This is a genomic window from Streptomyces durocortorensis (assembly GCF_031760065.1).
GTDB lineage: Bacteria > Actinomycetota > Actinomycetes > Streptomycetales > Streptomycetaceae > Streptomyces.
In genome coordinates this window covers 2,102,709-2,127,691 of the sequence record NZ_CP134500.1, presented here as the reverse complement: position 1 = coordinate 2,127,691, position 24,983 = coordinate 2,102,709, and the positions used below count along the sequence as shown (strand labels likewise).

Annotated in this window: 23 protein-coding genes and 2 tRNA genes; 13 read left to right on the top strand and 12 right to left on the bottom strand. The window is 69.5% G+C overall.

Features of this window, described 5'->3' with window-relative positions:
• Positions 1 to 45: 45 nt before the first annotated feature.
• Positions 46 to 390 carry a VOC family protein gene (locus tag RI138_RS09435; RefSeq protein ID WP_311119535.1) on the top strand — a complete coding sequence of 115 codons (345 nt, stop codon included), beginning with the start codon at positions 46 to 48 and terminating at the stop codon, positions 388 to 390.
• Between the two features lie 291 nt (positions 391 to 681).
• Here the strand turns inward: RI138_RS09435 and RI138_RS09430 are convergent, their stop codons facing one another.
• A complete protein-coding gene (locus tag RI138_RS09430; protein WP_311119534.1) occupies positions 682 to 849 on the bottom strand; it encodes an ATP-binding protein in 168 nt (55 codons plus the stop codon).
• 434 nt (positions 850 to 1,283) lie between these two features.
• On the opposite strand from RI138_RS09430, the gene RI138_RS32375 reads away from it, so the two are divergent.
• On the top strand, positions 1,284 to 3,320 hold the full coding sequence (locus RI138_RS32375) for an eCIS core domain-containing protein (RefSeq protein WP_398862671.1): 2,037 nt from the start codon (positions 1,284 to 1,286) through the stop codon (positions 3,318 to 3,320).
• Positions 3,321 to 3,369: 49 nt separating this feature from the next.
• Here the strand turns inward: RI138_RS32375 and RI138_RS09420 are convergent, their stop codons facing one another.
• The 7 genes from RI138_RS09420 to RI138_RS09390 form a co-directional block, all read right to left on the bottom strand.
• The gene (locus RI138_RS09420; protein ID WP_096633087.1) at positions 3,370 to 4,038 is read right to left on the bottom strand and encodes a CatB-related O-acetyltransferase; all 669 of its coding nucleotides are present in this window, start codon (positions 4,036 to 4,038) and stop codon (positions 3,370 to 3,372) included.
• A gap of 43 nt (positions 4,039 to 4,081) precedes the next feature.
• A complete protein-coding gene (locus RI138_RS09415) occupies positions 4,082 to 4,825 on the bottom strand; it encodes a DUF2071 domain-containing protein (protein ID WP_311119533.1) in 744 nt (247 codons plus the stop codon).
• Complete coding sequence (locus tag RI138_RS09410; RefSeq protein ID WP_311119532.1) at positions 4,822 to 5,166, bottom strand: metalloregulator ArsR/SmtB family transcription factor; 345 nt, start codon at positions 5,164 to 5,166, stop codon at positions 4,822 to 4,824. Before RI138_RS09410 ends, RI138_RS09415 begins: the two co-directional genes overlap by 4 nt.
• Positions 5,167 to 5,353: 187 nt before the next feature.
• Positions 5,354 to 5,995 (bottom strand): superoxide dismutase, encoded by a 642-nt coding sequence (locus RI138_RS09405; RefSeq protein ID WP_084746144.1) that lies wholly within the window; start codon positions 5,993 to 5,995, stop codon positions 5,354 to 5,356.
• A 699-nt stretch (positions 5,996 to 6,694) separates the two neighbouring features.
• The gene (locus RI138_RS09400; RefSeq protein WP_311119531.1) at positions 6,695 to 7,792 is read right to left on the bottom strand and encodes a glycerophosphodiester phosphodiesterase family protein; all 1,098 of its coding nucleotides are present in this window, start codon (positions 7,790 to 7,792) and stop codon (positions 6,695 to 6,697) included.
• A gap of 229 nt (positions 7,793 to 8,021) precedes the next feature.
• Positions 8,022 to 9,497, bottom strand: coding sequence for an amino acid permease (locus RI138_RS09395; protein ID WP_311119530.1), 1,476 nt, complete (start codon positions 9,495 to 9,497; stop codon positions 8,022 to 8,024).
• 135 nt (positions 9,498 to 9,632) lie between these two features.
• Positions 9,633 to 11,138 carry an amino acid permease gene (locus RI138_RS09390; protein ID WP_311119529.1) on the bottom strand — a complete coding sequence of 502 codons (1,506 nt, stop codon included), beginning with the start codon at positions 11,136 to 11,138 and terminating at the stop codon, positions 9,633 to 9,635.
• A 263-nt stretch (positions 11,139 to 11,401) separates the two neighbouring features.
• Between RI138_RS09390 and RI138_RS09385 the strand changes: the two genes are divergently transcribed.
• The 4 genes from RI138_RS09385 (at position 11,402) to RI138_RS09370 (ending at position 14,933) form a co-directional block, all read left to right on the top strand.
• On the top strand, positions 11,402 to 11,995 hold the full coding sequence (locus tag RI138_RS09385; RefSeq protein ID WP_311119528.1) for a biotin transporter BioY: 594 nt from the start codon (positions 11,402 to 11,404) through the stop codon (positions 11,993 to 11,995).
• 280 nt (positions 11,996 to 12,275) lie between these two features.
• Positions 12,276 to 12,764, top strand: coding sequence for a ribose-5-phosphate isomerase (locus RI138_RS09380; protein ID WP_096631727.1), 489 nt, complete (start codon positions 12,276 to 12,278; stop codon positions 12,762 to 12,764).
• An 82-nt stretch (positions 12,765 to 12,846) separates the two neighbouring features.
• Complete coding sequence (locus tag RI138_RS09375; protein WP_311119527.1) at positions 12,847 to 13,680, top strand: Fpg/Nei family DNA glycosylase; 834 nt, start codon at positions 12,847 to 12,849, stop codon at positions 13,678 to 13,680.
• Between the two features lie 107 nt (positions 13,681 to 13,787).
• Positions 13,788 to 14,933, top strand: a complete 1,146-nt coding sequence (locus tag RI138_RS09370) for a PP2C family protein-serine/threonine phosphatase (RefSeq protein ID WP_311119526.1) — start codon at positions 13,788 to 13,790, stop codon at positions 14,931 to 14,933.
• A 114-nt stretch (positions 14,934 to 15,047) separates the two neighbouring features.
• Here RI138_RS09370 and RI138_RS09365 read toward each other — a convergent pair whose 3' ends face one another.
• Positions 15,048 to 16,232: a cation:proton antiporter gene (locus RI138_RS09365; protein WP_311119525.1), complete on the bottom strand. Its 1,185-nt coding sequence runs from the start codon at positions 16,230 to 16,232 to the stop codon at positions 15,048 to 15,050.
• Between the two features lie 282 nt (positions 16,233 to 16,514).
• Here RI138_RS09365 and RI138_RS09360 point away from each other — a divergent pair, with 282 nt between their 5' ends.
• Positions 16,515 to 17,015 carry an HD domain-containing protein gene (locus tag RI138_RS09360; RefSeq protein WP_311119524.1) on the top strand — a complete coding sequence of 167 codons (501 nt, stop codon included), beginning with the start codon at positions 16,515 to 16,517 and terminating at the stop codon, positions 17,013 to 17,015.
• Positions 17,016 to 17,061: 46 nt separating this feature from the next.
• Here RI138_RS09360 and RI138_RS09355 read toward each other — a convergent pair whose 3' ends face one another.
• Positions 17,062 to 18,189, bottom strand: coding sequence for an acyltransferase family protein (locus tag RI138_RS09355; protein WP_311119523.1), 1,128 nt, complete (start codon positions 18,187 to 18,189; stop codon positions 17,062 to 17,064).
• A 431-nt stretch (positions 18,190 to 18,620) separates the two neighbouring features.
• Here RI138_RS09355 and RI138_RS09350 point away from each other — a divergent pair, with 431 nt between their 5' ends.
• Complete coding sequence (locus RI138_RS09350; RefSeq protein WP_026290750.1) at positions 18,621 to 18,815, top strand: hypothetical protein; 195 nt, start codon at positions 18,621 to 18,623, stop codon at positions 18,813 to 18,815.
• Between the two features lie 61 nt (positions 18,816 to 18,876).
• On the opposite strand, the gene RI138_RS09345 is transcribed toward RI138_RS09350, so the two are convergent.
• Positions 18,877 to 18,950 (bottom strand) — tRNA-Gly (locus tag RI138_RS09345).
• A 166-nt stretch (positions 18,951 to 19,116) separates the two neighbouring features.
• Here RI138_RS09345 and RI138_RS09340 point away from each other — a divergent pair.
• From RI138_RS09340 to clpX, 5 genes are all read left to right on the top strand, one after another.
• A tRNA-Pro gene (locus RI138_RS09340) sits at positions 19,117 to 19,193 on the top strand.
• A gap of 150 nt (positions 19,194 to 19,343) precedes the next feature.
• Entirely contained in the window at positions 19,344 to 20,744 is a 1,401-nt protein-coding gene (tig, locus tag RI138_RS09335; protein ID WP_096631737.1) for a trigger factor, read from the top strand.
• A 295-nt stretch (positions 20,745 to 21,039) separates the two neighbouring features.
• The gene (locus RI138_RS09330; protein ID WP_096631757.1) at positions 21,040 to 21,645 is read left to right on the top strand and encodes an ATP-dependent Clp protease proteolytic subunit; all 606 of its coding nucleotides are present in this window, start codon (positions 21,040 to 21,042) and stop codon (positions 21,643 to 21,645) included.
• 82 nt (positions 21,646 to 21,727) lie between these two features.
• Positions 21,728 to 22,411 (top strand): ATP-dependent Clp protease proteolytic subunit, encoded by a 684-nt coding sequence (locus RI138_RS09325; protein ID WP_096631738.1) that lies wholly within the window; start codon positions 21,728 to 21,730, stop codon positions 22,409 to 22,411.
• Positions 22,412 to 22,567: 156 nt separating this feature from the next.
• Positions 22,568 to 23,866 (top strand): ATP-dependent Clp protease ATP-binding subunit ClpX, encoded by a 1,299-nt coding sequence (clpX, locus tag RI138_RS09320; RefSeq protein ID WP_096631740.1) that lies wholly within the window; start codon positions 22,568 to 22,570, stop codon positions 23,864 to 23,866.
• Between the two features lie 71 nt (positions 23,867 to 23,937).
• Here clpX and RI138_RS09315 read toward each other — a convergent pair whose 3' ends face one another.
• Positions 23,938 to 24,933 (bottom strand): hypothetical protein, encoded by a 996-nt coding sequence (locus RI138_RS09315; protein ID WP_311119522.1) that lies wholly within the window; start codon positions 24,931 to 24,933, stop codon positions 23,938 to 23,940.
• Positions 24,934 to 24,983 lie beyond the last annotated feature (50 nt).

Below are 24,983 nucleotides of genomic sequence, written 5' to 3'. Positions count from 1 at the left end.
TGTGGTCCCGGCCCGTTGTCAGTGGCGGGTCGTACGGTGAGGGACATGGGAATGACACCGGAGATGATCACGATCGACTGCGCAGACCCTCAGGCGCTGGCCGCCTGGTGGGCGAAGGCGCTGGACGTGAAGGAAACGAAGGACTACGACGATTTCGTGGTCCTGTCGGCGACCCCGCTGGTGATCGGCTTCCAGCGGGTGCCCGAGCCCAAGGCCGTCAAGAACCGGGTCCACATCGACTTCACGTCCGCCGACCGTGCGGCTGACGTGGAGCGCCTGGTGAAGCTGGGCGCGAGCGTGGTCAGCGAGCAGACCATGAAGGGGTTGACCTGGACGATCCTCAAGGACCCCGAGGGGAACGAGTTCTGCGTCGAGGGAGGGGAACACTGACGGCCGGGCGCGGATCACTCGGCAAGGCGTGAATCACCCGGGAGCTGCCCGATCGAACTGACCGACGGGGAGCAGCGGTCATCCGCACGTTCTACGGCGGCGACCTCAGCCGCCGGAGCACCGCGTCCACCTCGGCCGAGCGCCAGTGACCCCGCTGTGCGATCGCCGCATCCAGTCCGGGGAAGCGCCGAGTCCGGTGGACGGGGTCGGACTCGATGCGCACCAACTCGGTGAAGGGCGGGTGCGTGTACGGGTACGGAGGAGGGGTGCGCGGGTGGCGCGGGAGCGCCTTCACCGGCGCCCGGCCTCGATGGCCAGGTGGGCCCAGACGGTCCTGCCGGGACAGCGTGGGCGTACGCCCCACCGCGCGGCGAGCGCGTCGACGATGAACAGCCCCCGGCCGGACGTCTCGTCGTCCACCAGGCCGCCGAGCTTCCATCCGACCAGGACCGTTCTCACATGCCGCCGAGCGGCGGGAACGGAGTCCCTGCGAGCCAGGAACCTCTTGCTGCCCGTGGGCCCGGGCATACGTCCCCCGAGGTCGTGGGCAGGCGGACGTCATCAGTGAGGAAGCGGCTGACCTCGTCGTCGAGGTCAGACAGGAGCGTCGCCGCTACTTCGAGGAGACGGGTGCACGGTTCGCTGCGGTCATCCGGGAGCCCGCGATCACTGGTCCGATGCCGTCGCGGGCACGGCCCACGGCCCCGCGCGGCCCCACCCCACCCCCTGGCTTCTCCGGGGGCTTCCGCGCGGCCGTGTTCACTGCCCGGACATCACCTGGGGGGCAGGCCTTTCTTCCCCCGGTCATGTCCGGACTGCCCTTTCGCGCAGAGGCGCTCGGCGATATCCAGGAGCACGTCCTGCCGCGCGTCCCGAGAGGCTCCGTCATGCAGATGCCCGCACGTGACAGATCGGCCGATGGCGGCACCGCGGACCGCGCGGCGCGTTCCCGGCGGACGGGTGGGGACCACGACAGGCCCCCGTCCGGCCTCCCGGGGGCGCTGCACGATCTCCAGCGGACCCTGGGCAACGCGGCGGTGGCGCACCTGCTCACCGGGGAACGGGAGGCCCGATCCGGCCACGAGGACCTGCCGGTGCAGCGCTCGACCGCCCACCAGGTGCTCCGGTCGCCCGGGCGGCCGATGCAGGAGCCTCTGCGGCGGGAGATGGAGGGCAGGCTCGGCGCGGACTTCTCCGCCGTACGCATTCACGCGGATTCCGTGGCGCAGAGGTCCGCCGCCGAGATCGGGGCGCGGGCCTACACCTCGGGCGACCACGTGGTCCTCACGGACGGCGGGCAGGACAAGCGCACCCTCGCCCATGAGCTGACCCATGTCATCCAGCAGCGGCAGGGCCCGGTCGAGGGCACGGACACGGGTGGGGGGCTGCGGGTCAGCGACCCCGGCGACCGCTTCGAGCGCGAGGCCGAGGCCAACGCGACACGGGTCATGGCCGCGCCCGTGCGGTGTGCCGACGCGGAGGCGGGGGCCGCCCCGTCACCCGCCTCCGGTACGGGGGCAGTCGTCCAACGCAAGGGGAGCGATCCTCTCGGGCCGTCCCTCCCCGCCGAGGAGCGCCGTGCCGACGGGCTGCTGGGCAGGTGGAAGGCGCTGACCCGCACTCAGCCGGAGCCGGGCGACGCCGTCGTGGCGGAGGTGCGGGCCGCCGTGGTCGCATACGACGGTGATACGAAGCGCGACCCCATGCACTGCCTGATGAAGCTTTCGGACATCCAGCAGAAGATCGCCCCGGCCCAGACGCAGGCCACCGGTGCTGCCCTGGCCTTCCTGGAGGCCGCCAGGAAGGCCGTCGAGGCTGAAATGGATGTGGTCGCGAACCAGCTTCAGCGCGACGACAGCCTCCCGGACGAGGCACGGGGCCCGTTCAGCGCGATGACCGACACCGGCATGCTCTGGAACCGCGAGGAATGGGCCGACAGCGCCGCCGTGTTCGGCATGAAGGGCGCCACCTACTTCCGCGAGCTGTCGGAGCTGAACCGGGCGGGGATGGCCAAGGAGATCGCCGGGCGGGGCGCACAGGAGTGGGTCCCCGGGGTCGAGAGCAGGCTGACGACCGCGCTGAACCAGAGCGTGCTGTGCCACTACACGACTGCTCCCCGGGCCGATCAGATGGTGAACCAGGGGCGGATGAAGTCGAAGAGCGAACTGCTCCGGGAGAACCCGGACGCGGCGAACAACTCGGAGCCGTACGACAAGCACGGCCTGGCCAACGAGGGCTTCGTCTTCTTCTTCCTGGAGGTGCCGGGGAGTCCGTTCCGCGAGACACGCTTCGGCGGCGGCGACGCGGCCCGTATCGAGATTCCGCTGACCGCGTCCCCCCTCATGAACCAGGGATGGCTGATGCTCAGCGACTTCGCCCAGCGCGACTACCCGACCGTGCGTGCGCAGCCCGGGGACCCGGCGCGGACGGAGAGCAAGCTGCCCACGCGCGAGGACGGGTTCTCCGCCGACTTCTCTTTGCCGGTACGGAAGTTCGACAGCGGAGCGAACCGTGCCGAGTTCGATATGGAGCAGGCCATGGAGGAGATGCAGGCCGAGCAGGACGCCGAGCGCAGAAGCCAGATCATGTTCGTCATGGCCCAGGTGGCGGCCGACCAGCACAGCGCCATGACCTATGGGGCCCCCGGGCCGGAGGCCAAGGTCTATTCCGAGCGGCTGCGTTCCAACACGCTGATGGGCCGCGACATCGTGCCGGGCCTCGTGGAGCGGGCCGTTCTGGAGATCCAGCGCCTCATGGACGTCAATCCCCGGCTCGCCGAGGAGCTCAAGGCCATGTCCGGGAACGACCTGATGCAGTTCCTCCTCAAGGACCTCCTGCGTCCGCAGGCGATGCTGCCGAACTCCGTCGACCTCGGTGGCGCCACTGTCGTCCGGCGGTCGGCCGGCCGGCCGGCAACCGCCACGGCCTGACCGGCAACCAGCCGCCACGGCCTGACCGGCGGCGAGGGCAAGGGCCGCGTCATGGGCCTTCACCTCGCCCCGGAGCCGCCGCCTCCAGCTCGTCGACCGTCCCGGACATCACCGTACGGATGTGGCGTGTGAGGTGATCGGCGGGCCAGTCCCACCAGGCCACTGCCAACAGCCGCGCGATGTCCGCCTCCTCGTACCGGGTACGGATCAGCCGCGCGGGGTTGCCGCCGACGACGCCGTAGTCCGGGACGTCCGAGACGACCACCGAGCGGGAGCTGATGATCGCGCCGTGTCCGATGCGGACGCCCGGCATGACGACCGCCTCGTAGCCGATCCAGACGTCGTTGCCGATGACCGTGTCGCCCCGGTTGGGCAGGCCCGTCAGCAGGTCGAAGTGGTCGGCCCAGGAGCCGCCGAGGGTGGGGAACGGGAAGGTGGACGGGCCGTCCATACGGTGGTTGGCGCCGTTCATGATGAACCGCACGCCCGTTCCCAGGGCGCAGAACTTCCCGATCACCAGGCGCTCCGGCCCGTAGTGGTAGAGCACGTTCCGGCTCTCGAACTCCGTGGCGTGCTCGGGGTCGTCGTAGTACGAGTAGTCACCGACCTCCACCAGCGGCGAGGTGACAAGCGGCTTCAGCTGCACCACGCGCGGCTGGCCGGGCATCGGGTGCAGCACGGTGGGGTCGGCCGGGACGGGGGTGGGACCGAGGCTCATGGACAGGCTTCCGGGCTCGTGGACGGGGGCGAAGACCATCGTGTCACCCGGGCCGTCCCCCGCACCCCACCCGGAACGGTTCCCCCTGCGACCACTCCGCCGCCACGCCCCGCATCACCAGCGCACTGTCCAGCACCGCGCTGCCCGGCGGAAAGCGGTCCAGGTCCTCGAAGAACGTGGAGCGTACGGTACGGGGGCGGCCCGCCGTCACCTTCCAGGCGTCCGTGGACAGTTCGAGGACGTCCAGGTGGTCGCCCGCGGCGCTGGGGGAGAGGCCCCGGCTGCCGAGGCGGAAGAACTCCGAGGCCTCCGCCAGGTCCGTGAACAGCTCGCTGCCGTGCAGTTCCTCGGCGCTCTCCACCGTCGCGTCGACCTCCACCGCGCCGTCCCGGGTCGCGAACGCCACCCGCACCGCGTCGGCCTCCTCGCGCACCGTGAAGTCCGCGCGCCCGTGCTCGCCCGGGTAGATCCGGCCGCCCGCGAAGGCGTTGAGGCGGGAGGCGGTGTCGCGGCGCGGGATGTAGACGCCGCGCTCGACACCGTCGGGGCCGTCCCACTCGACGGCGATCCGGTGCGCCGCGTTCTCGCTGCTCAGCCCGGTCACGGCCGGGGCCCAGCCGGGGCGGACGCCGCCGATCCGCAGCAGGCAGATCCCCGCGACCGCCTGGCCGCGCACCAGTTGGGGGCGCAGTGGCGCGGGCAGCAGCGCGGCGGCGATATGCGGGTCGACCCGGTAGTTCACCAGGAGGCGGCGCTCGATGACGCTGAGGAGAGGCGACCGGATCATGAGGCATCGCCTTCCGGGGAGGAGCGCCACTTCGTGTGGCGGAGCACGATCTGTTCGGGGCACACGGCGCTCAGGAACCGCCCCACGCACATGGCGAGACGCTCCTCGGCGAGCGAGTAGAGGATGCGGTTGGCGTCGCGGCGCTCGGTGACGAGCCCGGCGCCCTTGAGCACGCCCAGATGGCGGGAGATGGACGGAGCGCTGATCGAGAACCGGCTCGCGATCTCCCCGGCGGCCAGCTCGCCGTCGCGCAGGTCCTCCAGGATCTGGCGGCGGGTGGGGTCGGCGAGGGCGCGGAAGGCGCTCGCCTCGTCGTCGGCCGGGTCGGCGGGTGGTTCCATGCGTCATGTTTAGCATATGAGCTAAATGGCTAACAATGCAGGTGGGGCTGGTTCTCGGGCATGGGAAAGCCCTCGTGAGTCACGTCCTCGCGAGGGCTTTCCGTTCATCCGCCTGCCGAAGTGAAGGTTGAGAAGACGATCACGAGGCAGGACGCGCTGTCCGCCGGGGCGGAGGCGGGGGCCGGAATCAGGGGGCGAGCAGCAGTACGTCCGCGCGCTCCTTGGCGGCGGCGTAACGCTTCGCCACGTCCTGCCAGTTGACGACCTGCCACATCGCCTCGATGAAGTCCACCTTCTGGTTCTTGTACTGAAGGTAGAAGGCGTGCTCCCAGGCGTCGAAGACGAGGATCGGGACCGAACCCTGGCCGACGTTGCCCTGGTGGTCGTAGACCTGCTCGACGATGAGCTTGCCGCTGAGGGGCTCGTACGCGAGCACGCCCCAGCCGGAGCCCTGCGTGGTGGCCGAGGCCTTCGTCAGCTGGGCCTTGAAGCCCGCGAAAGAGCCGAAGGACTCGGTGATCGCGTCGGCGAGGTCGCCCACGCCGTCCGCCGCGAGGGGCTCGCCGCCGCCGTCGCCGGTCATGTTGTGCCAGTAGATCGAGTGCAGGATGTGGCCGGAGAGGTGGAACGCGAGGTTCTTCTGGAGGCCGTTGATCGCGCCCCAGGCCTCCTTGTCGCGGGCCTCTTCCAGCTGCTCCAGGGTGTCGTTCGCGCCCTTGACGTATGCGGCGTGGTGCTTGTCGTGGTGGAGCTCGATGATCTGCGGGTTGATGACCGGTTCGAGCGCCGCGTAGTCGTACGGGAGTTCCGGGAGCGTGTACGTGGCCATGGTTCGAACCCTCCGACTGCTGGGAATGCCGTCCAGTTGTTATTGCAATCTATGTGCAGAAGCAGGCTAACAGCAGGAGGGTTCGAACGTGATCAGTCCTTCGGCCTAGTACTCCGGTCGCCCCGTGGAACCCGCAGGCCGAATGGCGAGACCCTGGTGGAGGCCGCGCCGAGAGGGCTACTTGGTGGTTCGGATCTCGACCAGGGCGTGCTCCCGGGCGTCGATGAACTGTCGTAGTCCTCGGTCCGCCCGCGGTGCACCGGGTCGAGCTCCAGGCTCGGGAGGCCTTCCGTGGCGCAGAGGCAGCGGCACTCGCTCCTACGGCCCCTGTCAGGGCAGCGCTGATGATCGCGGTGTCCGGACGTGCGCGCCCATGGGCCCCCGTGGCTTCATCGCAGTCCTGGACAATCGACCCTTGACAGGCGGCGGCGGGGGAGACTCCGTCGCCTCCCCTGCGGTTCAAGTCCCTTATCGAAGCTGAGGCCTGGCGGGGCGTCCAATTCAGAAAACGGGCGGAAACCGGGCAACCTCCGGGCGCCTGTCGTGATGTGCCTCACGCGCTGGGATGGTTGTAATGATCTTCATAAAGAATCGGTCCCAGTCGCGATCCGGCGAGGGCTCAGTTCCTCGTATCGGACCGACGCGCGACGTGAGGCGAGCCTCCGAAGGCTTCGCGCATCACGCGCCGGCCCGGCAACGTCAGGACCGGCGGTCCTCCCGCCGGGGCCGCAGGTCCTCCCTGGCCCGCACCGCGAGGTCCGGGAAGTCCGTGACGACCGCGTCCACTCCCTGTCCGTAGTGGAAGGCGTACTCGGCGAACGCGTCGCCGAAGTCGTTCGGGGCACCGCCCCGGCGGTACGCGGCCGGGAGGTACCGGTTCTCCGTGCGGAAGGTGTACGCCCCGACCTTCAGGCCCGCCGCGTGCGCGTCCGTCAACAGGGTGTTCGGCGGGACGAGCGACGACTTGTCCGGGCCGATCCACTGCGCGTACGAGGCGATCTCGCGCAGCCCGGCCGGGCTCATCATGTCCCGGTACGTGACCGCGTGGCCGTACGGACCACCGCTCGTGCCCAGCGCCTGCCAGAGCGGCAGCCCGAGGCGCGCGGCGGCCACCCGGCGCAGGCTGGACGGCTCGAAGGACTGGACGACGCAGTCCCGGGCGGTCAGCCGGTTGCGGCGGATCACCCGGCTCAGCTCCTCCTCCAGCGGCAGTCCGATCGAGCGGAAGTACGTCGGGTGCTTGGTCTCGGGGAACACCGCGATCCGCCGGCCCGACTCCCGCGACAGCCGCCGGGCGAGATCCACGACCTCCTGGAACGTCAGGACCCGGCCCCGCCCGTCGAAGACGGTGTTGCGGTTGCGGATGAGCGGTAGCCGCTCCACCGTGCGCAGCGTCCGCAGCTCGCGCAGGGTGAAGTCCTCGGTGAACCAGCCGGTCACCGCCTTGCCGTCGACCGTCTTCGTGGTGCGGCGGCCCGCGAACTCCGGCCGCGCCGCGACGTCCGTCGTGCCCCCGATCTCGTTCTCGTGCCGTACGACCAGGACGTGGTCCTTCGTGGGGACGAGGTCCGGCTCGATCCAGTCGGCCCCGGTCCGTACGGCGTGGATGTACGACTCGGCGGTGTGCTCGGGCCGCCAGCCCGCCGCCCCGCGGTGCCCGATGACGAGCGGGCCGGAGGGACGGGGCGGGCGCGGGCCCGCCGGGGCGGACGCGGCGGTCGGGGCGGTGGCAGCCGCGGTGACGGCGGCGGAAGCGGTGGCCAGGAGGATCGAACGGCGCCTCGGTGCAAGGGACATGGCAGCTCCTCGGATGGCGGCAGAGCACCACCGAAGCGAGGACGGGTGACAGCCCGGCGTACGGCGTCTGGCCCGTTCATGTCCGCTCACCCACGGCCCCGCGCCGCCCCGCCTGGGGGAGCCGCCCCTTCCCGGAACGCGGAACGCCGGGTTCCGACCTCTCCCCGTACGTACGTGTACGAGCCGGAGGCCGGAGCCCGGCGTCACCGCGGTAGTGCGCGGCGGAGTCCTACCGCCGCTGGGCGGGGACCTCGGCGACCTCGTCCCCGCTGTCGCTGTCCCTGTCGCCGTCGCTGCCCCGTCGCCGCTGACGTACCAGCCCGATGCCGATCAGCCCCACGGTCAGTGCCCCCGTGGCGAGCAGCTGGTCGCGGGTGTCCGGCTGGCGCAGCATCAGCAGGAAGATGCCCACCATGGCCACCAGGGCCACGATCGTGCCGATGGGGAAGAACCACATCCGGACGACCAGCTTCTCCGGGGCCTCCCGCTCGGTCCGGCTGCGCAGGATCAGCTGGGAGACGGCGATGAAGATCCACACCACCAGGATCACCGCGCCGATCATGTTCAGCAGCCAGGGGAAGACGTCGTCCGGCCGCCAGTAGCTGAGCAGCACGCACAGGAACCCGAAGACCGAGGAGAACAGCACCGCGTTGCGCGGCACCCCGTTCGAGATCTTCCCGAGCACGGTCGGACCCTGGCCCCGGACGACCAGCGACCGGGCCATGCGCGAAGCGCCGTAGATGTTGGCGTTCATCGCGGAGAGCAGGGCGATGAGGATGACCACGTTCATGATCTGCGCGGCACTGCCGACGCCGAGGTGGTCGAGCATCGCGTAGAACGGGCCGACCTTCGCGACCTTCGGGTCGTCCCAGGGCACCAGCGTGACGATGACCGCCATGGAGCCGATGTAGAAGACCGCGATGCGCCACATCGCCGTACGGACCGCCTTCGCGACGCCCTGCACCGGGTTCTCCGACTCGGCGGCGGCGATGGTGACGGTCTCCAGACCGCCGTACGCGAAGACGGAGGCGAGGAGTCCGATGATGAAGCCGTCCATGCCCTTGGGCAGGAAGCCGCCGTCACCCGTGAGGTTCGACAGGCCGGGCGCGTCCGTGTCGGGCAGTACGCCGAGGATCGCCAGCAGGCCGAGCACCAGGAACAGCGTGATCGCGATGACCTTGAGCGCGGCGAACCAGAACTCGAACTCGCCGAAGTTCTTCACCGCGGCCAGGTTCGTCCCGAGGAAGATCACCATGAACAGGGCGACCCACGCCCATTCCGGCGTCCCCGGCAGCCAGCCGCTGACGATCTGCGCCGCGCCGATGCCCTCCAGGCCGACGGCGACGCAGAGCAGGAACCAGAAGGACCACCCGGCGGTGAATCCGGCCCAGGGGCCGATCGCCCGTTCGGCGTGCACCGAGAAGGAGCCGGAGGCCGGGTTCGCGGCGGACATCTCGCCGAGCATGCGCATCACCATCATGACGAGCAGGCCGGAGATGGCGTACGCGATGATGATCGAGGGCCCGGCGGCGGCGATTCCGGCGCCCGAGCCGACGAAGAGACCGGCGCCGATCACCCCTCCGAGGGCGATCATCGAGAGGTGCCGCTGCTTGAGACCGTGGGTGAGCGCGGAGTCTGCCGTCGCCGTCGCCGTGGCGGGGGCTGCGGAGTCAGCGGTGGGGGGAGAGGCGGAGGTCCGGGACATGGACGAGCTCTGTTCGGTAGCCGAGACAAGGGGACGAGCCCACAGTCTGAGCATCCGTACCGCTCACAGGGAACGAGTGTCCGCTATACGGTCACGAGGTTCACACAAGGTGCACACTCGCCTACCGATCGGTACTCACACGTCAGCTTCAGTATCGCCTTCAGCTCCGGCACCAGCCTCAGCATCGGCCGAGCCCTTGCGCACCCGCCGCTCCCGTCGCTGACGCCCCACCGCCACCATCAGCACCAGCGCCGTCGCCCCCGCCGACCACAGCACCTGCGGGCGCGCCGCATCGTCGGTCAGCATCAGCAGCAGGACCCCGAGCAGACCGGCCAGCGTCAGCCAGGACAGATACGGGAAGCACCACATCCGCAGGGTCAGCGCCCCCGGGGCCTCCCGCTCCAGCCGCTCCCGCAGCCGCAGCTGCGAAAGGGCGATCAGCGCCCACACGAACAGCAGCACCGCGCCGACCGAGTTGAGCATGTACAGGAACACCGTGTCCGGCCACAGCAGATTCAGCAGTACGGAGACGAAGCCGAAGGCCACCGAAGCCAGCACCGCCCGCCGGGGCACACCGCCGCCCTTCCCGCTGCCCGACACCTTCAGCAGACCGCGCGGTGCCTCCCCGCGCTCCGCCAGCGAGAACACCATCCGTGACGAGCCGTAAAGGTTGGCGTTCAGCGCGGAGAGCAGCGCCACGAACACCACGATGTTCATGACCTGCCCGGCCGACGGCACCCCGATCGTGTCCAGCACCTTCACGTAGGGGCTCAGCCCGGCCTGCTGCGCGGTCCACGGCAGCACGGCCACGATGACCAGCATCGAACCCACGTAGAAGAAGAGGATGCGCACCACCGCGCTGCGCACCGCCCGCCCCACCGCACGCGCCGGATCGTTCGTTTCGGCGGCGGCGATGGTGACGACCTCCAGGCCGCCGAAGGCGAAGACCACGGTCAGCACCCCGGCGACCACCCCGCTCCAGCCGTTCGGCAGAAAGCCGCCCTGCCCGGTCAGGTTGGTCATCCCGACCGGGGCGGTGTCCGGGAGCAGGCCGAAGACCGCCAGCAGCCCGAGCACCAGGAAGACCACGATCGCGCCGACCTTCAAGGAGGCGAACCAGAACTCGAACTCCCCGAAGTTCTTCACCGCCGTCAGGTTCGCCGCGGTGAAGACCACCATGAACAGCAGCACCCACGCCCACGGTTCGACCGCCGGGACCCACCCGTGGGCGATCTGCGCGGCCGCCGTCGCCTCCACGGCGAGGACCACCACCAGCAGGAACCAGTACAGCCAGCCGACGCTGAACCCGGCCCACCGCCCGAGAGCCCGCTCGGCATGCACGGAGAAGGAGCCGGATGCGGGCATCGCCGCGGACATCTCGCCCAGCATCCGCATCACCAGCATCGCGAGCGCCCCCGCGATCAGATACGAGACGACGATCGCGGGCCCCGCCACCGCGATCCCGGCGCCCGAGCCCACGAACAGCCCGGCCCCGATCACCCCGCCGAGCCCGAGCATCGTGAGGTGGCGCTGCTTCAGCCCGTGGGCGAGCGGCTCGGCGGGCACCAGGGGCTCCGACGCGACAGCGGGCGCCAGGGGCTCCGGAGGGACGGCGGGGGCGGCGGGGGGAGCCTCGTGCATGGGTGCGGGTCACTCTCGGGTCATTTATGGGGAACCTACAGTCTGAGGCCGCGATGCCCTTCCCGGCAAAACGGGTCACCTGCCTCCTCACCTCAGTGACGAGTGTCACGCCCGCAGGTGATTGCGTGGCGGCCTTTGTGTGAACCCCACCAACCCGTCAACCACCGCTTTGTGGGCGGCTGATGGTGATCGAGCGTTCACCCCTGGGCTAACGTCTCCACCAGTCCCGCCCCCCCCTTCTTGCCCTCACCCGCGGAGTCCCGATGAGCACTGCTGCCGCCCCCGTCCGTTCCGGAGCGGTCCTCGCCGACCTGCTGCCCGCAGTCCGGCACCGCTACGCCGTGGACGCGGCCCTCGTCCTGGGCGGCGCCGCCCTGACCGGCATCGCGGCCCAGATCGCCGTCCCGGTCCCCGGCTCCCCGGTCCCGGTCACCGGCCAGACCTTCGCCGCGCTGCTCATCGGCACCGCGCTCGGCGCCCGCCGCGGCTTCCTCTCCCTCGCGGTGTACGCGCTCGTCGGCATGGCCGGCATGCCGTGGTTCGCCGAGGGCACCTCGGGCTACGCGATGCCGTCCCTCGGCTACATCCTCGGGATGCTGCTCGCCGCCACCGTCGTCGGCGCCCTCGCCCGGCGCGGCGGCGACCGCTCGGTGCTCCGCACGGCGGGCACGATGGTGATCGGGTCCGCGATCATCTACGCCGTCGGCGTGCCCTACCTCGCGCTCGCCACCGGCATGTCCCTGAGCGCCGCGGTCGCGGCCGGGCTCACCCCGTTCCTGATCGGCGACGCGCTCAAGGCGGCCCTGGCGATGGGCGCCCTGCCCGCCGCCTGGAAGCTCCTCGGCCGCCGCGGCTGACGCCGTAGGGCCACTTGACGGGCCACCGAAGAGGCCCGCCGCTCCGGGAGAACCGGACCGGCGGGCCTCTCTTCGTACCCGTCGACGCCTACGGCCGCAGCAGCACGTACGGCTACGACTTCACAGCAGCACGTACGCCGACAGCTCCACGGCCGCACGTAGCGCTACGGCTTCACCGCCTCGCCTCTCACTCATCGCGATCGTCGCCCAGGTCGAACAACGGGACAGGCCCCCACCCCGCTGGCGGCCATCTTGCGGCGTTCGTGCCACACTTCGCACCATGCGCGTGTACCTCGGATCCGACCATGCCGGTTACGAACTCAAGAACCACCTCGTCGAGTGGCTCGGTGCCCACGGGCACGAGGCCGTCGACTGCGGCCCCCACATCTACGACGCCCAGGACGACTACCCGCCGTTCTGCCTGCGTGCCGCCGAGAAGACGGCCGCCGACCCGGACAGCCTCGGCATCGTGATCGGCGGCTCCGGCAACGGCGAGCAGATCGCCGCCAACAAGGTCAAGGGCGTCCGTGCCGCACTGGCCTGGAGCGAGCAGACCGCCGCCCTCGGCCGTGAGCACAACAACGCGAACGTCATCGCGATCGGCGGCCGGATGCACACCGTCGAGGAGTCGACGAAGTTCGTCGAGATCTTCCTCTCCACGCCGTACTCGAACGAGGAGCGCCACACGCGCCGCATCGAGATGCTCTCGGCGTACGAGACCACCGGCGAGCTCCCCCCGATCCCGGCCCACCACCCGCAGCAGGGCTGATCCACCACACCTTCCCGTGCCGCCGGGTCCCGGACCCGGCGGCACGGCCATGTCACCGCCCGCCTGCCACAGGAGCCACACCGTGCCCGAGGGACACACGATCCACCGCCTCGCCCAGGACCACGCCGAACGGTTCGCGGGCGCCCCGGTCCGGGTGAGCAGTCCGCAGGGCAAGTTCTCCGACAGCGCGGCCCTGCTCGACGGGCACACCCTCACCACCACCGACGCCCACGGCAAGCACCTCTTCCTCGGCTTCGGCGGCACCGGCTGGGTCCACATCCACCTCGGCCTCTTCGGCAAGCTCGGCTTCGGCACGGCCCCCGCCCCGCCGCCCACCGACACGGTCCGCCTCCGCCTGGTCAACGCGGACCACCACGCCGACCTGCGCGGGCCCACCACCTGCGCCCTGATCACCGAGCCGGAGAAGCGCGCGATACACGAGCGCCTCGGCCCGGACCCGCTGCGCGGCGACGAGGACGGGGAGCGCGCCTGGCGGCGGATCTCCCGCAGCCGGACCACCGTCGCGGCCCTCCTGATGGACCAGAAGGTCATCGCGGGCGTCGGCAACGTCTACCGCGCCGAGGTCCTCTTCCGCCACTGCATCGACCCGTACCGCGCGGGCAAGGACCTCACCCGCGCGGCCTGGGACGCGATCTGGGCGGACCTGGTGGAGCTGATGCACGAGGGCGTACGGAACAACCGGATCGACACCGTCCGCCCCGAGCACCTCCCCGAGGCGATGGGCCGCCCGCCCCGCGTCGACGACCACGGGGGCGAGGTCTACGTCTACCGCCGGGCCAACCTGCCCTGCCACATCTGCGGTACGGAGATCCGCACCGCGGACCTGTCCGCCCGCAACCTCTTCTGGTGCCCCGGATGCCAGCTCCCGGGCCCGACGAGCGGCGGAAAAGGCTGAAAGCGCACCGAGGAAGGCCGGGAGACGCACGCCGCCGACGCCGTTTCGAGCGCATTGTCACCGGGGTCCCCTGCACCGGAGGCGTCCGGGTGGATAGGGTCCCGGCAGTGGCCCGTAGCGGAGGAACAGACGACTTCTGGGCCCGGTGGCGCAGAACGCTGCACCGGGCCCGCATCGGGCTGCGCAAATCCGGGGTCGACTACTTCCGCGGCGACGGCTCCGACTGGATCGCCCTGGCCGGTCTGCTGCTGACGATCCCCGCCATCACCTTCGCCACCGTCGTGAGCCCCGTGTGGGTCGCCCCGACCGCCCTCGTCCTGCCCATCGTGGCGGGCGGACTGCTGCTGCGCCCGGCAAGCCTGCTGGGCCTGTACGCGACGGCCGCGGCCGCCCTGATCGTGGAGGCGCTCACGCTGGGCCCGTACGCGGAGGGCCCGGCCCGGGTCACCCCCGGCACCGTGCTCGTGGTCGCCGCCTGCGGGTTCTTCGGCCTGGTCCTCGCCCAGTTCCGGGCCCGCGTCGGGGTGCCCTGGCGGCGCGGCGGCACGATGCTCTTCGACCTGCGCGAACGCATCCGGGTCCAGAGCGCCCTGCCCCGGCTGCCCCAGGGCTGGCACCGCGAGATGGCGCTGCGCCCGGCCGGCGGCCAGTCGTTCTCGGGGGACTTCGTCGTCGCGGCCCGCACCCACGGCGGTCGCACCCTGGAGGTCGTCCTCACCGACGTCTCCGGCAAGGGCATGGACGCGGGCTCCCGGGCCCTGCTGCTGTCGGGCGCCTTCGGCGGGCTGCTCGGCTCGCTGCCGCCGCACGACTTCCTGTCCGCGGCCAACGGCTATCTGCTGCGCCAGGACTGGGACGAGGGCTTCGCCACCTCGATCCACCTGGTGCTGGACCTGGACTCCGGGGACTACGAGATCTTCTCGGCCGGTCATCCGCCCGCCCTTCAGCTCCACGCGGGCAGCGGCCGGTGGGAGGAGAAGTCCGGGGAGGGCCCCCTGCTCGGAGTCTACGACGGGGCCGAGTTCGACGCGGTCAAGGGCTCGCTCGCGCCGGGGGACGTGCTGATGCTCTTCACGGACGGCCTGGTGGAGGCGTCCGACCGGGACATCTCCGAGGGCATCGACCGGCTCACGGGTGAGGCCAACCGCTATGTGCCGACCGGCTTCGAGGGCGCGGCCTGGCATCTGATCGAGGCCTGCGCCAAGGACGTCAACGACGACCGGGCGCTGCTGCTGATCTCGCGCCGGGCCTGACGTACGTCAACGAAGAGGCGCCCCTCACCCGAAGGTCCCCTCGGCTGCCGGGCGCCTCTCCGCTTCCGTGCGCATTCCGTACGAACCGCTTCCGCTTCGTACCCGATGGCGGTCTCAGACCGGCGCCGGCATCTGCTCCTGATCCTGGTTCCCGTCCTTCTCGCGGTCGCCCGGAAGGATGCGGGCCAGCCAGTGCGAGCGTCCGGCGGCCAGCGGTGCGAGGACGGCGAGCAGGAGGACGTAACCGGCGATGAACGGCGAGAGCCGCTCGTCCAGTCCGGCGGCAGCCGCCATCGTGGCGAGGATCAGCGCGAACTCACCCCGGGCCACCAGCGTGGTGGCGATGTTCGCCGTGGCCTGCGCTCCGAAGGAGTACACCCTGGCGGCCGCCAGACCGGCCGCGACGTTCATGGCGAGCGTCAGCGCCACGGCCGCCAGCACCGGCCACAGCACGCTCGGCAGGTCGCCCGGGTCGATGGAGAGACCGAAGGCGAAGAAGAAGATCGCGCCGAACGCGTCCCGCAGCGGGTGGACCAGCTTGAGGATGCGGTCGCCGGCCGAGGTCGAGCCGAGCATCAGACCGACCATGAAGGCACCGATGGCGTCGGCGACCCCGAACATCTCGGAGACCCCCGCGACGAAGACCGCGGCGCCGAGGAAGGAGATGACGAGCAGCTCGTCGTCCTTGGTGTTCATGAGCTTGCCGATGATCCTCGTCCCGAACCGGGCGGCGAGGGCGAGCAGCAGCAGGAAGCCGAAGGCCTTGCCACCGTCGATCAGCGCGGCCGAGAGGCTGTCCGCACCGGACAGGATCGGCTGGAGCGCCGCCAGATACAGGGCGAGGAAGACGTCCTCGACGACGATGATGCCGAGGATCGGCCGGGTCTCCGGATTCCCGATGCGCCCCAGGTCCACCAGGATCTTGGTGACGATCGCCGAGGAGGAGATGCCGAGGACACCGGCGAGGACGAGGGCCTCGGAGGTGCCCCAGCCCAGCGCGAAGCCGAAGGCGAGACCGGCGCCGACGTTCAGGGCGAGATACGTCCCGCCCGCGACGGCCATCTTCCGGCCGCCCGTCCTGAGGTCGTCCATGTGGAACTCAAGCCCCAGGTAGAAGAGCAGGAGGACGAGTCCCAGCGCGGAGAGCATCTCCAGGTCGTGCGGGTTGGAGAGGAGCGTGTAACCGGGGGTGTGCGGGCCGAGGAGTATCCCGGCCAGGATGAACAGGGGGATCGTCGGCAGTCCGATACGGCCACCGAGGCGGGCGAGAACGGCAGCGGCCAGGAAGGCGCCGCCCATGGCGAGGAGGGTGTCTGCGTGTCCGATGAGCCTGTCCTTCGGGCTAGGTCAAGAGGGCGTCAAGGATGCGTCAACAGGGCGTCAATGAACCATCAGTAATTAGTTTACCGAATAATTTACTCTGCAACTGTAGGGCGGCCTGATTGTCAGCTTTTGTCTGTCTGGTCGAGTTGGGTCGGATCGTCGACTTCCGGGCACGCGGCGAAAGGTGGAACGCGGGCCCCCTCGGGGGCCCGGGCGCGGACCCGGCCGCAGGACCCCTCGTGGCCGTAGAGTCGGCCCGTGACCGACCCCGATCTGACCCTCGCCGAGGTGGAGGCCATCGCTCGCGCGGCGCATGCGGCGCAGACCGACAAGGCGGGCCGTCCCTACGCTGAACACCTGGCCGCGGTGGCCGAAGGTGTACGGGTGCGCGGCGGCAGCGACGAGCAGATCGCCGCGGCATGGCTGCACGACGCGATCGAGGACGGTGCTCTCTCCCCGCAGTGGCTGGCCGCGGCCGCCTTGCCCCAGGAGGTGAAGGGCCTGGTCCTGGCGGTGACCAAACGGCCGGGCGAGGAGCTGTCCTCCTACACCGGGCGGATTCTCGCCACCCCCGGGGCCCTGCTGATCAAGGAGGCGGACCTCGCCCACAACGGCGACCCCGCCCGCCTCGCGGCCCTGGATCCGGCGACGCGTTCCCGGCTGGCGGCGAAGTACGCGCAGGTGCGGGGCTTGTTGGGGCTGGATGACGCGGCTTCCTCCGCAGAGCGAAAGAATCCGGCCAACCCCGGAACGCGCTGATCCACCCGAGGCCGGGGCCGACGGGTGGATCAGGAGGGGCCGGGAGTCAGCGTTTCGCGGCGGGGGTCCTCCGGAACGCCCACGCCAGATCCGGATCGGTGGCGAACTTCAGCACCCGGGTCACCGGCGGCGCACACATCAGCGTCACGGCCGCGGCGGTGGTGACCGAGACGACGATCAGTCCGGCGGGGCCGGAGAGCCAGGTGTAGCGGTCGAACAGGCCCGCGTACTCGGCTCCCTTGATCAGGAACCCGTGCAGCAGATAGCCGCAGATCGTTCCGGCGCCCAGGACCGTGAACCACAGGTTCCGGCGGGGCGCCCAGGCCAGGAAGGCGACCGTCAGCACCAGGCCGCAGCCGAACATGGCCAGGGTCATCACGGCGCCGGACCACCACGGGGCGCCCATCTCCTGGGCGCTGTTGGCGCGGTAGAGCCACCCGAGCTGCATACGCGGGGCGATCCAGTACGCGAACAGCAGCGCGCCCACGACCAGCGGCACGGACAGCAGCCGCACCTCGCGCCGCCCCACCACCTGGAAGTGCTCGGGCTTCACCAGCAGACCGAGGACGAAGAACGGGAGGAACTGAAACACCCGTTGAAGGTCGAGGTCGTTGCCGATCTCGGGGGATACGGAGGCAAGCACGGCGATGCCGAGGGCCACCGGCAGCGGATGGCGCAGGCTCTGCCAGATCGGCGTGGTCACCCGCCAGACGAACAGGGCGACCAGGAACCAGGTCAGGTAGAACGGGTCGGTCAGGCTGAGCGCCATGTCGGGCGAATCGCCCGCGTACCGCTTGAAGAGCGAATACGCCGTCTCGAACAGCACGTACGGCACGACGACCGAGGCGATCAGCCGCTTCACCTTGCTCGGCGTCATGTCGAACGAGCGGGAGAAGTAGCCGGAGATGAGGATGAACGCCGGCATGTGGAACGTGTACACGATCATGTACAGCGCCCGGGTCGCCCGGCTGCCGTCCATCACGGGTTCCCAGGCGTGCGCCACCGCGACGAGGACGATGGCCAGATACTTCACGTTGTCGAAGTAGGGATCACGCTTCTTCGCCCCCGCGGGCGGCGGAGCGGTGGCGGTGAGTGCCTGCTCGTGTCTGGGCTCCGACTCCCGGGTCGCCGGGGGGAGCGGGGCCCTCTGAAATGCGCTCGGAGCTTGGAACATCTCAGGGACTTTAGACCGGTCGATTGCCTCGCGTAAAACTGCGATGAGATATCGCGTGTTCCTCTCTATTCGAATGTGAAACCGTCGAACACCGCCCGCTATGGCCCATTTGGTCCCGCTCAAATGGGGCATAACGACAGAGGGGTGAGCGGGGTGAATTACGTCGCATGCGTACCTTGTAATTTCCTGTGAACGAAGTGTGGGGATACGGGAACGATCGCCGTTACGGATATCCGGCCGCCCTGATTTCACAGCAGGCGCACAGGTGGGAGCGGAGCCGGCCCGGTGGTGAGGGTGGCGAGATCCGGTCACTCCGTTCCGTCACCCGGCAGCGACCAGGGGGGAGTTGGTGGCACGATGGAAGCGACGGGGCGCGCTCTGGTGCACGCTTCCGGGCCGGCAAGGCGGACCGACCGAGGGTGTGATCAGACGTGGCTATTTCACTGTCTATGGTGCTGCTGTTCGCGGTCATCCTGGTGGTAATGATCCGCGGGGGCTCGATCAAGGCCGGCCCCGCGATCGTCGCCGTGCTCTTCGGCTTCTTCCTGGCCTCGACCGGCATGGCCCCGTCGATCAACAGGTTCATGAACTCGATAGCCGACACCATCAACCAGATCAGCTTCTGAATCGCCGCAACGCGCGAGGGCCGGGCCGGAGGATGATCCTCCGGCTCGGCCCTCGACTGCGTGGAGCGGGCGACGGGAATCGAACCCGCGTAGCTAGTTTGGAAGACTAGGGCTCTACCATTGAGCTACGCCCGCAAGCATCGCACCGCAGGTCCGGTGGACCGCGGCACGAAGAGCATCGTAGCGGGTCGGCGGCGGTGCCCGCACACCCGTATCGGCGGCCGCCGGACCGGACCCCCCGACCGCTTCGTGAAGCGGCGGATGCGCTGCTCCCGTGCATGTACCCTACGTGTCGCACCGACGGGGTGTGGCGCAGCTTGGTAGCGCGTCCGCTTTGGGAGCGGAAGGTCGTCGGTTCGAATCCGGCCACCCCGACCACCAGCAAGATCGCATTGTGGGAGAGCTCCCCCTTGCCGTTACTATGCAAAATGCGTGCCCGTGTGTCTGATGTACCGGGCTCGGTCCGCGAAGCCGCCAATCGGCGGCCCAGCAGAACCCAAAGAAGTCAGCCACCAAGGAGACCGAACCGTGAAGAGCGCCGTGGAGACCCTGAACCCGACTCGGGTTCGGCTCAGCATCGAGGTGCCCTTCGAGGAGCTCAAGGACAGCCTCGACGCGGCGTACAAGAAGATCAACCAGCAGGTCACGGTGAAGGGCTTCCGCAAGGGCAAGATCCCCGCCCGGGTCATCGACCAGCGGTTCGGCCGCGGTGCGGTGCTGGAGGAGGCCGTCAACGACGCCCTCCCGAAGTTCTACACAGAGGCGGTCAACGAGGGTGAGCTGAACGTCCTCGGCCAGCCCGAGGTCGACATCACCGAGCTGAAGGACGGCGAGCTGCTGGCCTTCACCGCCGAGGTTGACGTACGCCCCGAGATCGAGATCCCGGACTACTCCGGCATCGAGGTCACCGTCGACGCCCTTGAGGTCACCGACGAAGAGGTCGAGAAGGCCGTGGAGCAGCTGCGCGAGCGCTTCGCCTCCACCAACCCGGTCGAGCGCGCCGCCGCCGACGGCGACGTCGTCACGATCGACCTGGAGGCCAAGGTCGACGGTGAGGTCCTGGAGGACGGCGTGGCCGCCGGTGTCTCGTACACCATCGGTTCCGGCGAGCTCCTCGACGGCATCGACGAGGCCGTGACCGGCCTGGAGGCCGGCGGCGAGGCCACCTTCACCTCGCAGCTGAAGGGCGGCTCCGCCGAGGGCAAGGACGCCGAGGTCACCGTCAAGGTCACCGCCGTCGCCGCCCGTGAGCTCCCCGAGCTGGACGACGACTTCGCCCAGATGGCCAGCGAGTTCGACACGCTGGAGGAGCTGAAGGCCGACAGCCGCAAGCGCCTGGAGACCACCAAGCAGTACGACCAGGCCACCCAGGCCCAGGAGCGCGTCCTGGAGGAGCTGCTGAAGCTCGCCGAGGTCCCGATCCCGGAGAAGCTGCTCGCGGACGAGGTCCAGACCCGCAAGCACAACCTGGAGCACCACCAGCTCGGTCAGATGGGTCTCGACCTGGAGAAGTACCTGGAGATCCAGGGCAAGACCCTGGAGGAGTTCGAGAACGAGACCTCCGAGCAGGCCATCAAGGGCATCAAGACCCAGTTCATCCTGGACGAGCTCGTCAACAAGGAGAAGCTGAACGTCAACCAGGAGGAGCTCACCGAGCACCTCATGCGGCGCGCGCAGTCCTCCGGCATGAGCCCCGACCAGTTCGCCCAGGCCGTCGTCGAGGGCGGCCAGGTGCCGATGCTCGTCGGCGAGGTCGCCCGCGGCAAGGCGCTCGCCGTCGTCGTCGAGGCCGCCAAGGTCGTCGACACCAACGGTGAGATCGTCGACCTTGAGGACGAGGACGAGGCCGCCGCCGAGACCACGGAGACGGCCGAGGCCGCCACCGAGGACAAGGCGGAGGGCAAGGCCGAGGAGAAGAACGAGGCCTGAGCCTCGCCCTGATCGGCACGACGGGCCCCGGACGCACCACGCGTCCGGGGCCCGTCGCCGTATCCCCGTGGCATACCGTCACATGCCGCCGTACCGCTGTGCGGCCCCGGAACCCTTGTGCCCCCTGCGGACCTTGCGCTCCCAGCGAACAGTTGGGGAAGCGGGATGGCGTTGTCCCACCTGCGCGTTAGGGTCCATGAAGGAAGGGTGGGGGAGTGACTCACCCCGCCCGGTACGAAGACGCTGAGACGGCCGGAGCCGTCAGAGACGAGCAGGTGGATACGTGACGAATCTGATGCCCTACGCCGCCGGAGAGCCGTCCCTCGGTGGAGGCCTCGGTGACCAGGTCTACAGCCGACTGCTCGGCGAGCGCATCATCTTCCTCGGTCAGCAGGTCGACGATGACATCGCCAACAAGATCACCGCACAGCTCCTGCTCCTTGCCGCCGACCCGGACAAGGACATCTACCTCTACATCAACAGCCCCGGTGGCTCGGTGACGGCCGGCATGGCGGTCTACGACACCATGCAGTACATCCCGAACGACGTCGTCACCATCGGCATGGGCATGGCCGCCTCCATGGGCCAGTTCCTGCTCACCGGCGGCGCCGCGGGCAAGCGCTTCGCGCTCCCGAACACCGACATCCTCATGCACCAGGGTTCGGCCGGCATCGGCGGCACGGCCTCGGACATCAAGATCCAGGCCGAGTACCTGCTCCGCACCAAGACGCGGATGGCGGAGATCACCGCCCGCCACTCCGGCCAGACCGTCGAGACGATCATCCGCGACGGCGACCGCGACCGCTGGTACACGGCGGAGGAGGCCAAGGAGTACGGCCTCATCGACGAGATCATCACGGTCGCTTCGGGCATCCCGGGCGGCGGCGGCACCGGCGCCTGACCCGGTCCCCAGCGGACCGGCGGCACCACTCCCGCCCCCCATCTCGTACGCCGAGACCTCCAGCCCACAGAACGCCACCAGGATGGTGAACACCCACATGAACAACTTCCCCGGCGCCTCCGCGAGCGGCCTCTACACCGGCCCGCAGGTGGACAACCGCTACGTCGTCCCGCGCTTCGTGGAGCGCACCTCGCAGGGTGTGCGTGAGTACGACCCGTACGCGAAGCTCTTCGAGGAGCGCGTGATCTTCCTGGGCGTCCAGATCGACGACGCCTCGGCCAACGACGTCATGGCGCAGCTGCTGTGCCTGGAGTCGATGGACCCCGACCGTGACATCTCGATCTACATCAACAGCCCCGGCGGCTCGTTCACCGCGCTCACCGCGATCTACGACACGATGCAGTTCGTGAAGCCGGACATCCAGACGGTCTGCATGGGCCAGGCCGCCTCCGCCGCCGCCGTCCTGCTCGCCGCGGGCACCCCGGGCAAGCGCATGGCGCTCCCGCACGCCCGGGTGCTCATCCACCAGCCGTCCTCGCAGACGGGCCGCGAGCAGCTCTCCGACCTGGAGATCGCGGCCAACGAGATCCTCCGTATGCGCAAGCAGCTGGAGGAGCTGCTGGCCCGGCACTCGACCACCCCGCTGGAGAAGATCAGCGAGGACATCGAGCGCGACAAGATCCTCACGGCCGAGGACGCCCTGGCATACGGGCTGGTCGACCAGATCGTTTCCACCCGCAAGACCACCGCGGGCGCATCGCTCTGACGTCGGTCTTTCCCCTTGGCACATTCCGTTTGCACGACCACGGCCGTGTGAACCGTGCCAAGGGGGGCCCGAACCGGGGCCCAGGCAAGGTACCGTCGGATAGAGGCACCAGGAGCCGCTGAACCAGGCGTCTCCCAGGCGAAGGGGAAGCACCTCGTGGCACGCATCGGTGATGGCGGCGACCTGCTCAAGTGCTCGTTCTGCGGAAAGAGCCAGAAGCAGGTGAAGAAGCTCATCGCGGGACCCGGTGTGTACATCTGCGACGAGTGCATCGATCTCTGCAACGAGATCATCGAGGAGGAGCTCGCCGAGACGAGCGAGGTCCGCTGGGAGGAGCTTCCCAAGCCTCGCGAGATCTACGAGTTCCTGGAGGGGTACGTCGTCGGGCAGGAGCCCGCGAAGAAGGCCCTCTCCGTCGCGGTGTACAACCACTACAAGCGGGTCCAGGCCGGGGAGAACGGCGGCGGCGCCGGTCGCGAGGACGCGATCGAGCTCGCCAAGTCGAACATCCTCCTGCTGGGCCCCACGGGTTCCGGCAAGACGCTGCTCGCCCAGACGCTGGCCCGCATGCTCAACGTCCCGTTCGCCATCGCGGACGCCACCGCGCTGACGGAGGCCGGCTATGTCGGCGAGGACGTCGAGAACATCCTGCTCAAGCTGATCCAGGCGGCCGACTACGACGTCAAGAAGGCCGAGACCGGGATCATCTACATCGACGAGATCGACAAGGTCGCCCGTAAGAGCGAAAACCCGTCGATCACCCGGGATGTCTCCGGCGAGGGCGTCCAGCAGGCCCTGCTGAAGATCCTGGAGGGCACCACCGCCTCCGTCCCGCCGCAGGGCGGACGCAAGCACCCCCACCAGGAGTTCATCCAGATCGACACGACGAACGTGCTGTTCATCGTGGGCGGCGCGTTCTCCGGCCTGGAGAAGATCATCGAGTCCCGGGCCGGCGCCAAGGGCATCGGCTTCGGCGCCACGATCCGCTCCAAGCGGGAGATCCAGGCGAGCGACCAGTTCCAGGAGGTCATGCCGGAGGACCTGGTGAAGTTCGGGATGATCCCCGAGTTCATCGGCCGTCTCCCCGTGCTGACCTCCGTCCACAACCTGGACCGCGAGGCGCTGCTCCAGATCCTCAGTGAGCCGCGCAACGCCCTCGTCAAGCAGTACCAGCGCCTCTTCGAACTCGACGGCGTGGAGCTGGACTTCGAGCGCGAGGCGCTGGAGGCCATCGCCGACCAGGCGATCCTGCGCCAGACCGGCGCGCGCGGCCTGCGCGCGATCATGGAGGAAGTCCTCCAGTCCGTGATGTACGAGGTCCCGTCCCGCAAGGACGTCGCCCGCGTCGTCATCACCCCGGACGTGGTCCGCGACAACGTCAACCCGACGCTGGTCCCGCGCGAGCCGCGCACGATCGGCAAGAACGACGGCGGCCGCCACGAGAAGTCCGCGTAGCGGAACGGTAGTTACGTACGCCGAAGGGGCGTCCACCGGTCAGCGGTGGACGCCCCTTCGGCGTTGCGCGGTCAGATCTTGGTGCGGGAGGTGTTGTAGAGCTTGGCGGCGAGGGTGGCTGCTTCGTTCTGGGACATTGGCTTGTTGGTCATGGCCCCGCCGATATCGACACCGATCACCGCGCTGACCGTGCTGTAGTCGGCCCAGACGCAGATCGGCATGGTCATGTCCTTGGGGCCGTTCTGCACCGTGCCATCGGCCTTATCATTCACGATCTTCATGTCCTGGCACTTCATCAGCGCGCCCTCGAAGCCGTCCGGTGTGACGTTCTTCGGGCTGCCGACCAGAGAGCCCTCAAAGCCCTCGTCAGCCATCATTTCCTTCTCGGCGTTCTTGAAGAAGCCGTCGATGACGGCGTCGGGGTCGTCCACCTCACCCCAGACGCCCATAAGCATGAGCATCTTCGCGGTGAGCGGGTTCTTCTCCATGTCGCCGCTCACGTACTGGGCGCCGGCCTGGTTGGGGTTCTTGATCCCCATGGCCTCCGTCTCGGCCTTCTCCTTGCCCGTCAGCGGCCCGGTCGGCGCCTTCTCCTTCGTGTTCTGCTTGTAGTCGTCCACGGAAGCGGCGGGCGTCAGCTTGTACCCCTTCGTGGAGTCCGCCACGTCACTGTTGCCGCCACCGGAGGTCAGGAAGTACACCCCGCCCGCGATGACCGCCAGCGCCACCACGGCGACACCGACGATCAGCCCGGTCTTCTTCTTCGGCTGCTGCGGCTGCTCGCCGTACCCCGGCTGACCGCCGTACGGAGGCGCGGGCGGCTGCTGGCCGTACGGACCCGGCTGCTGGGCCTGCGGGTAGCCGTAGCCCTGCTGGGGCTGACCGTACGGGTTCGGCTGCTGCGGCGGGACACCCTGGGGGGCCTGCTGCGGGTAACCGTAACCAGGCTGGCCCTGCGGGGGGCCCTGCGGCGGCGGGCCGCCGTACGGCCCCGGCTGCTGGCCGTACGGTCCGGGCTGGCCCTGTGGCGGCTGCTGGCCGTACGGGCCCGGCTGGTTGTAGCTCATCGAGGTGTCCCCTCCAGAATCCTTATGCGTTGCGAACATCCTGACGGAAG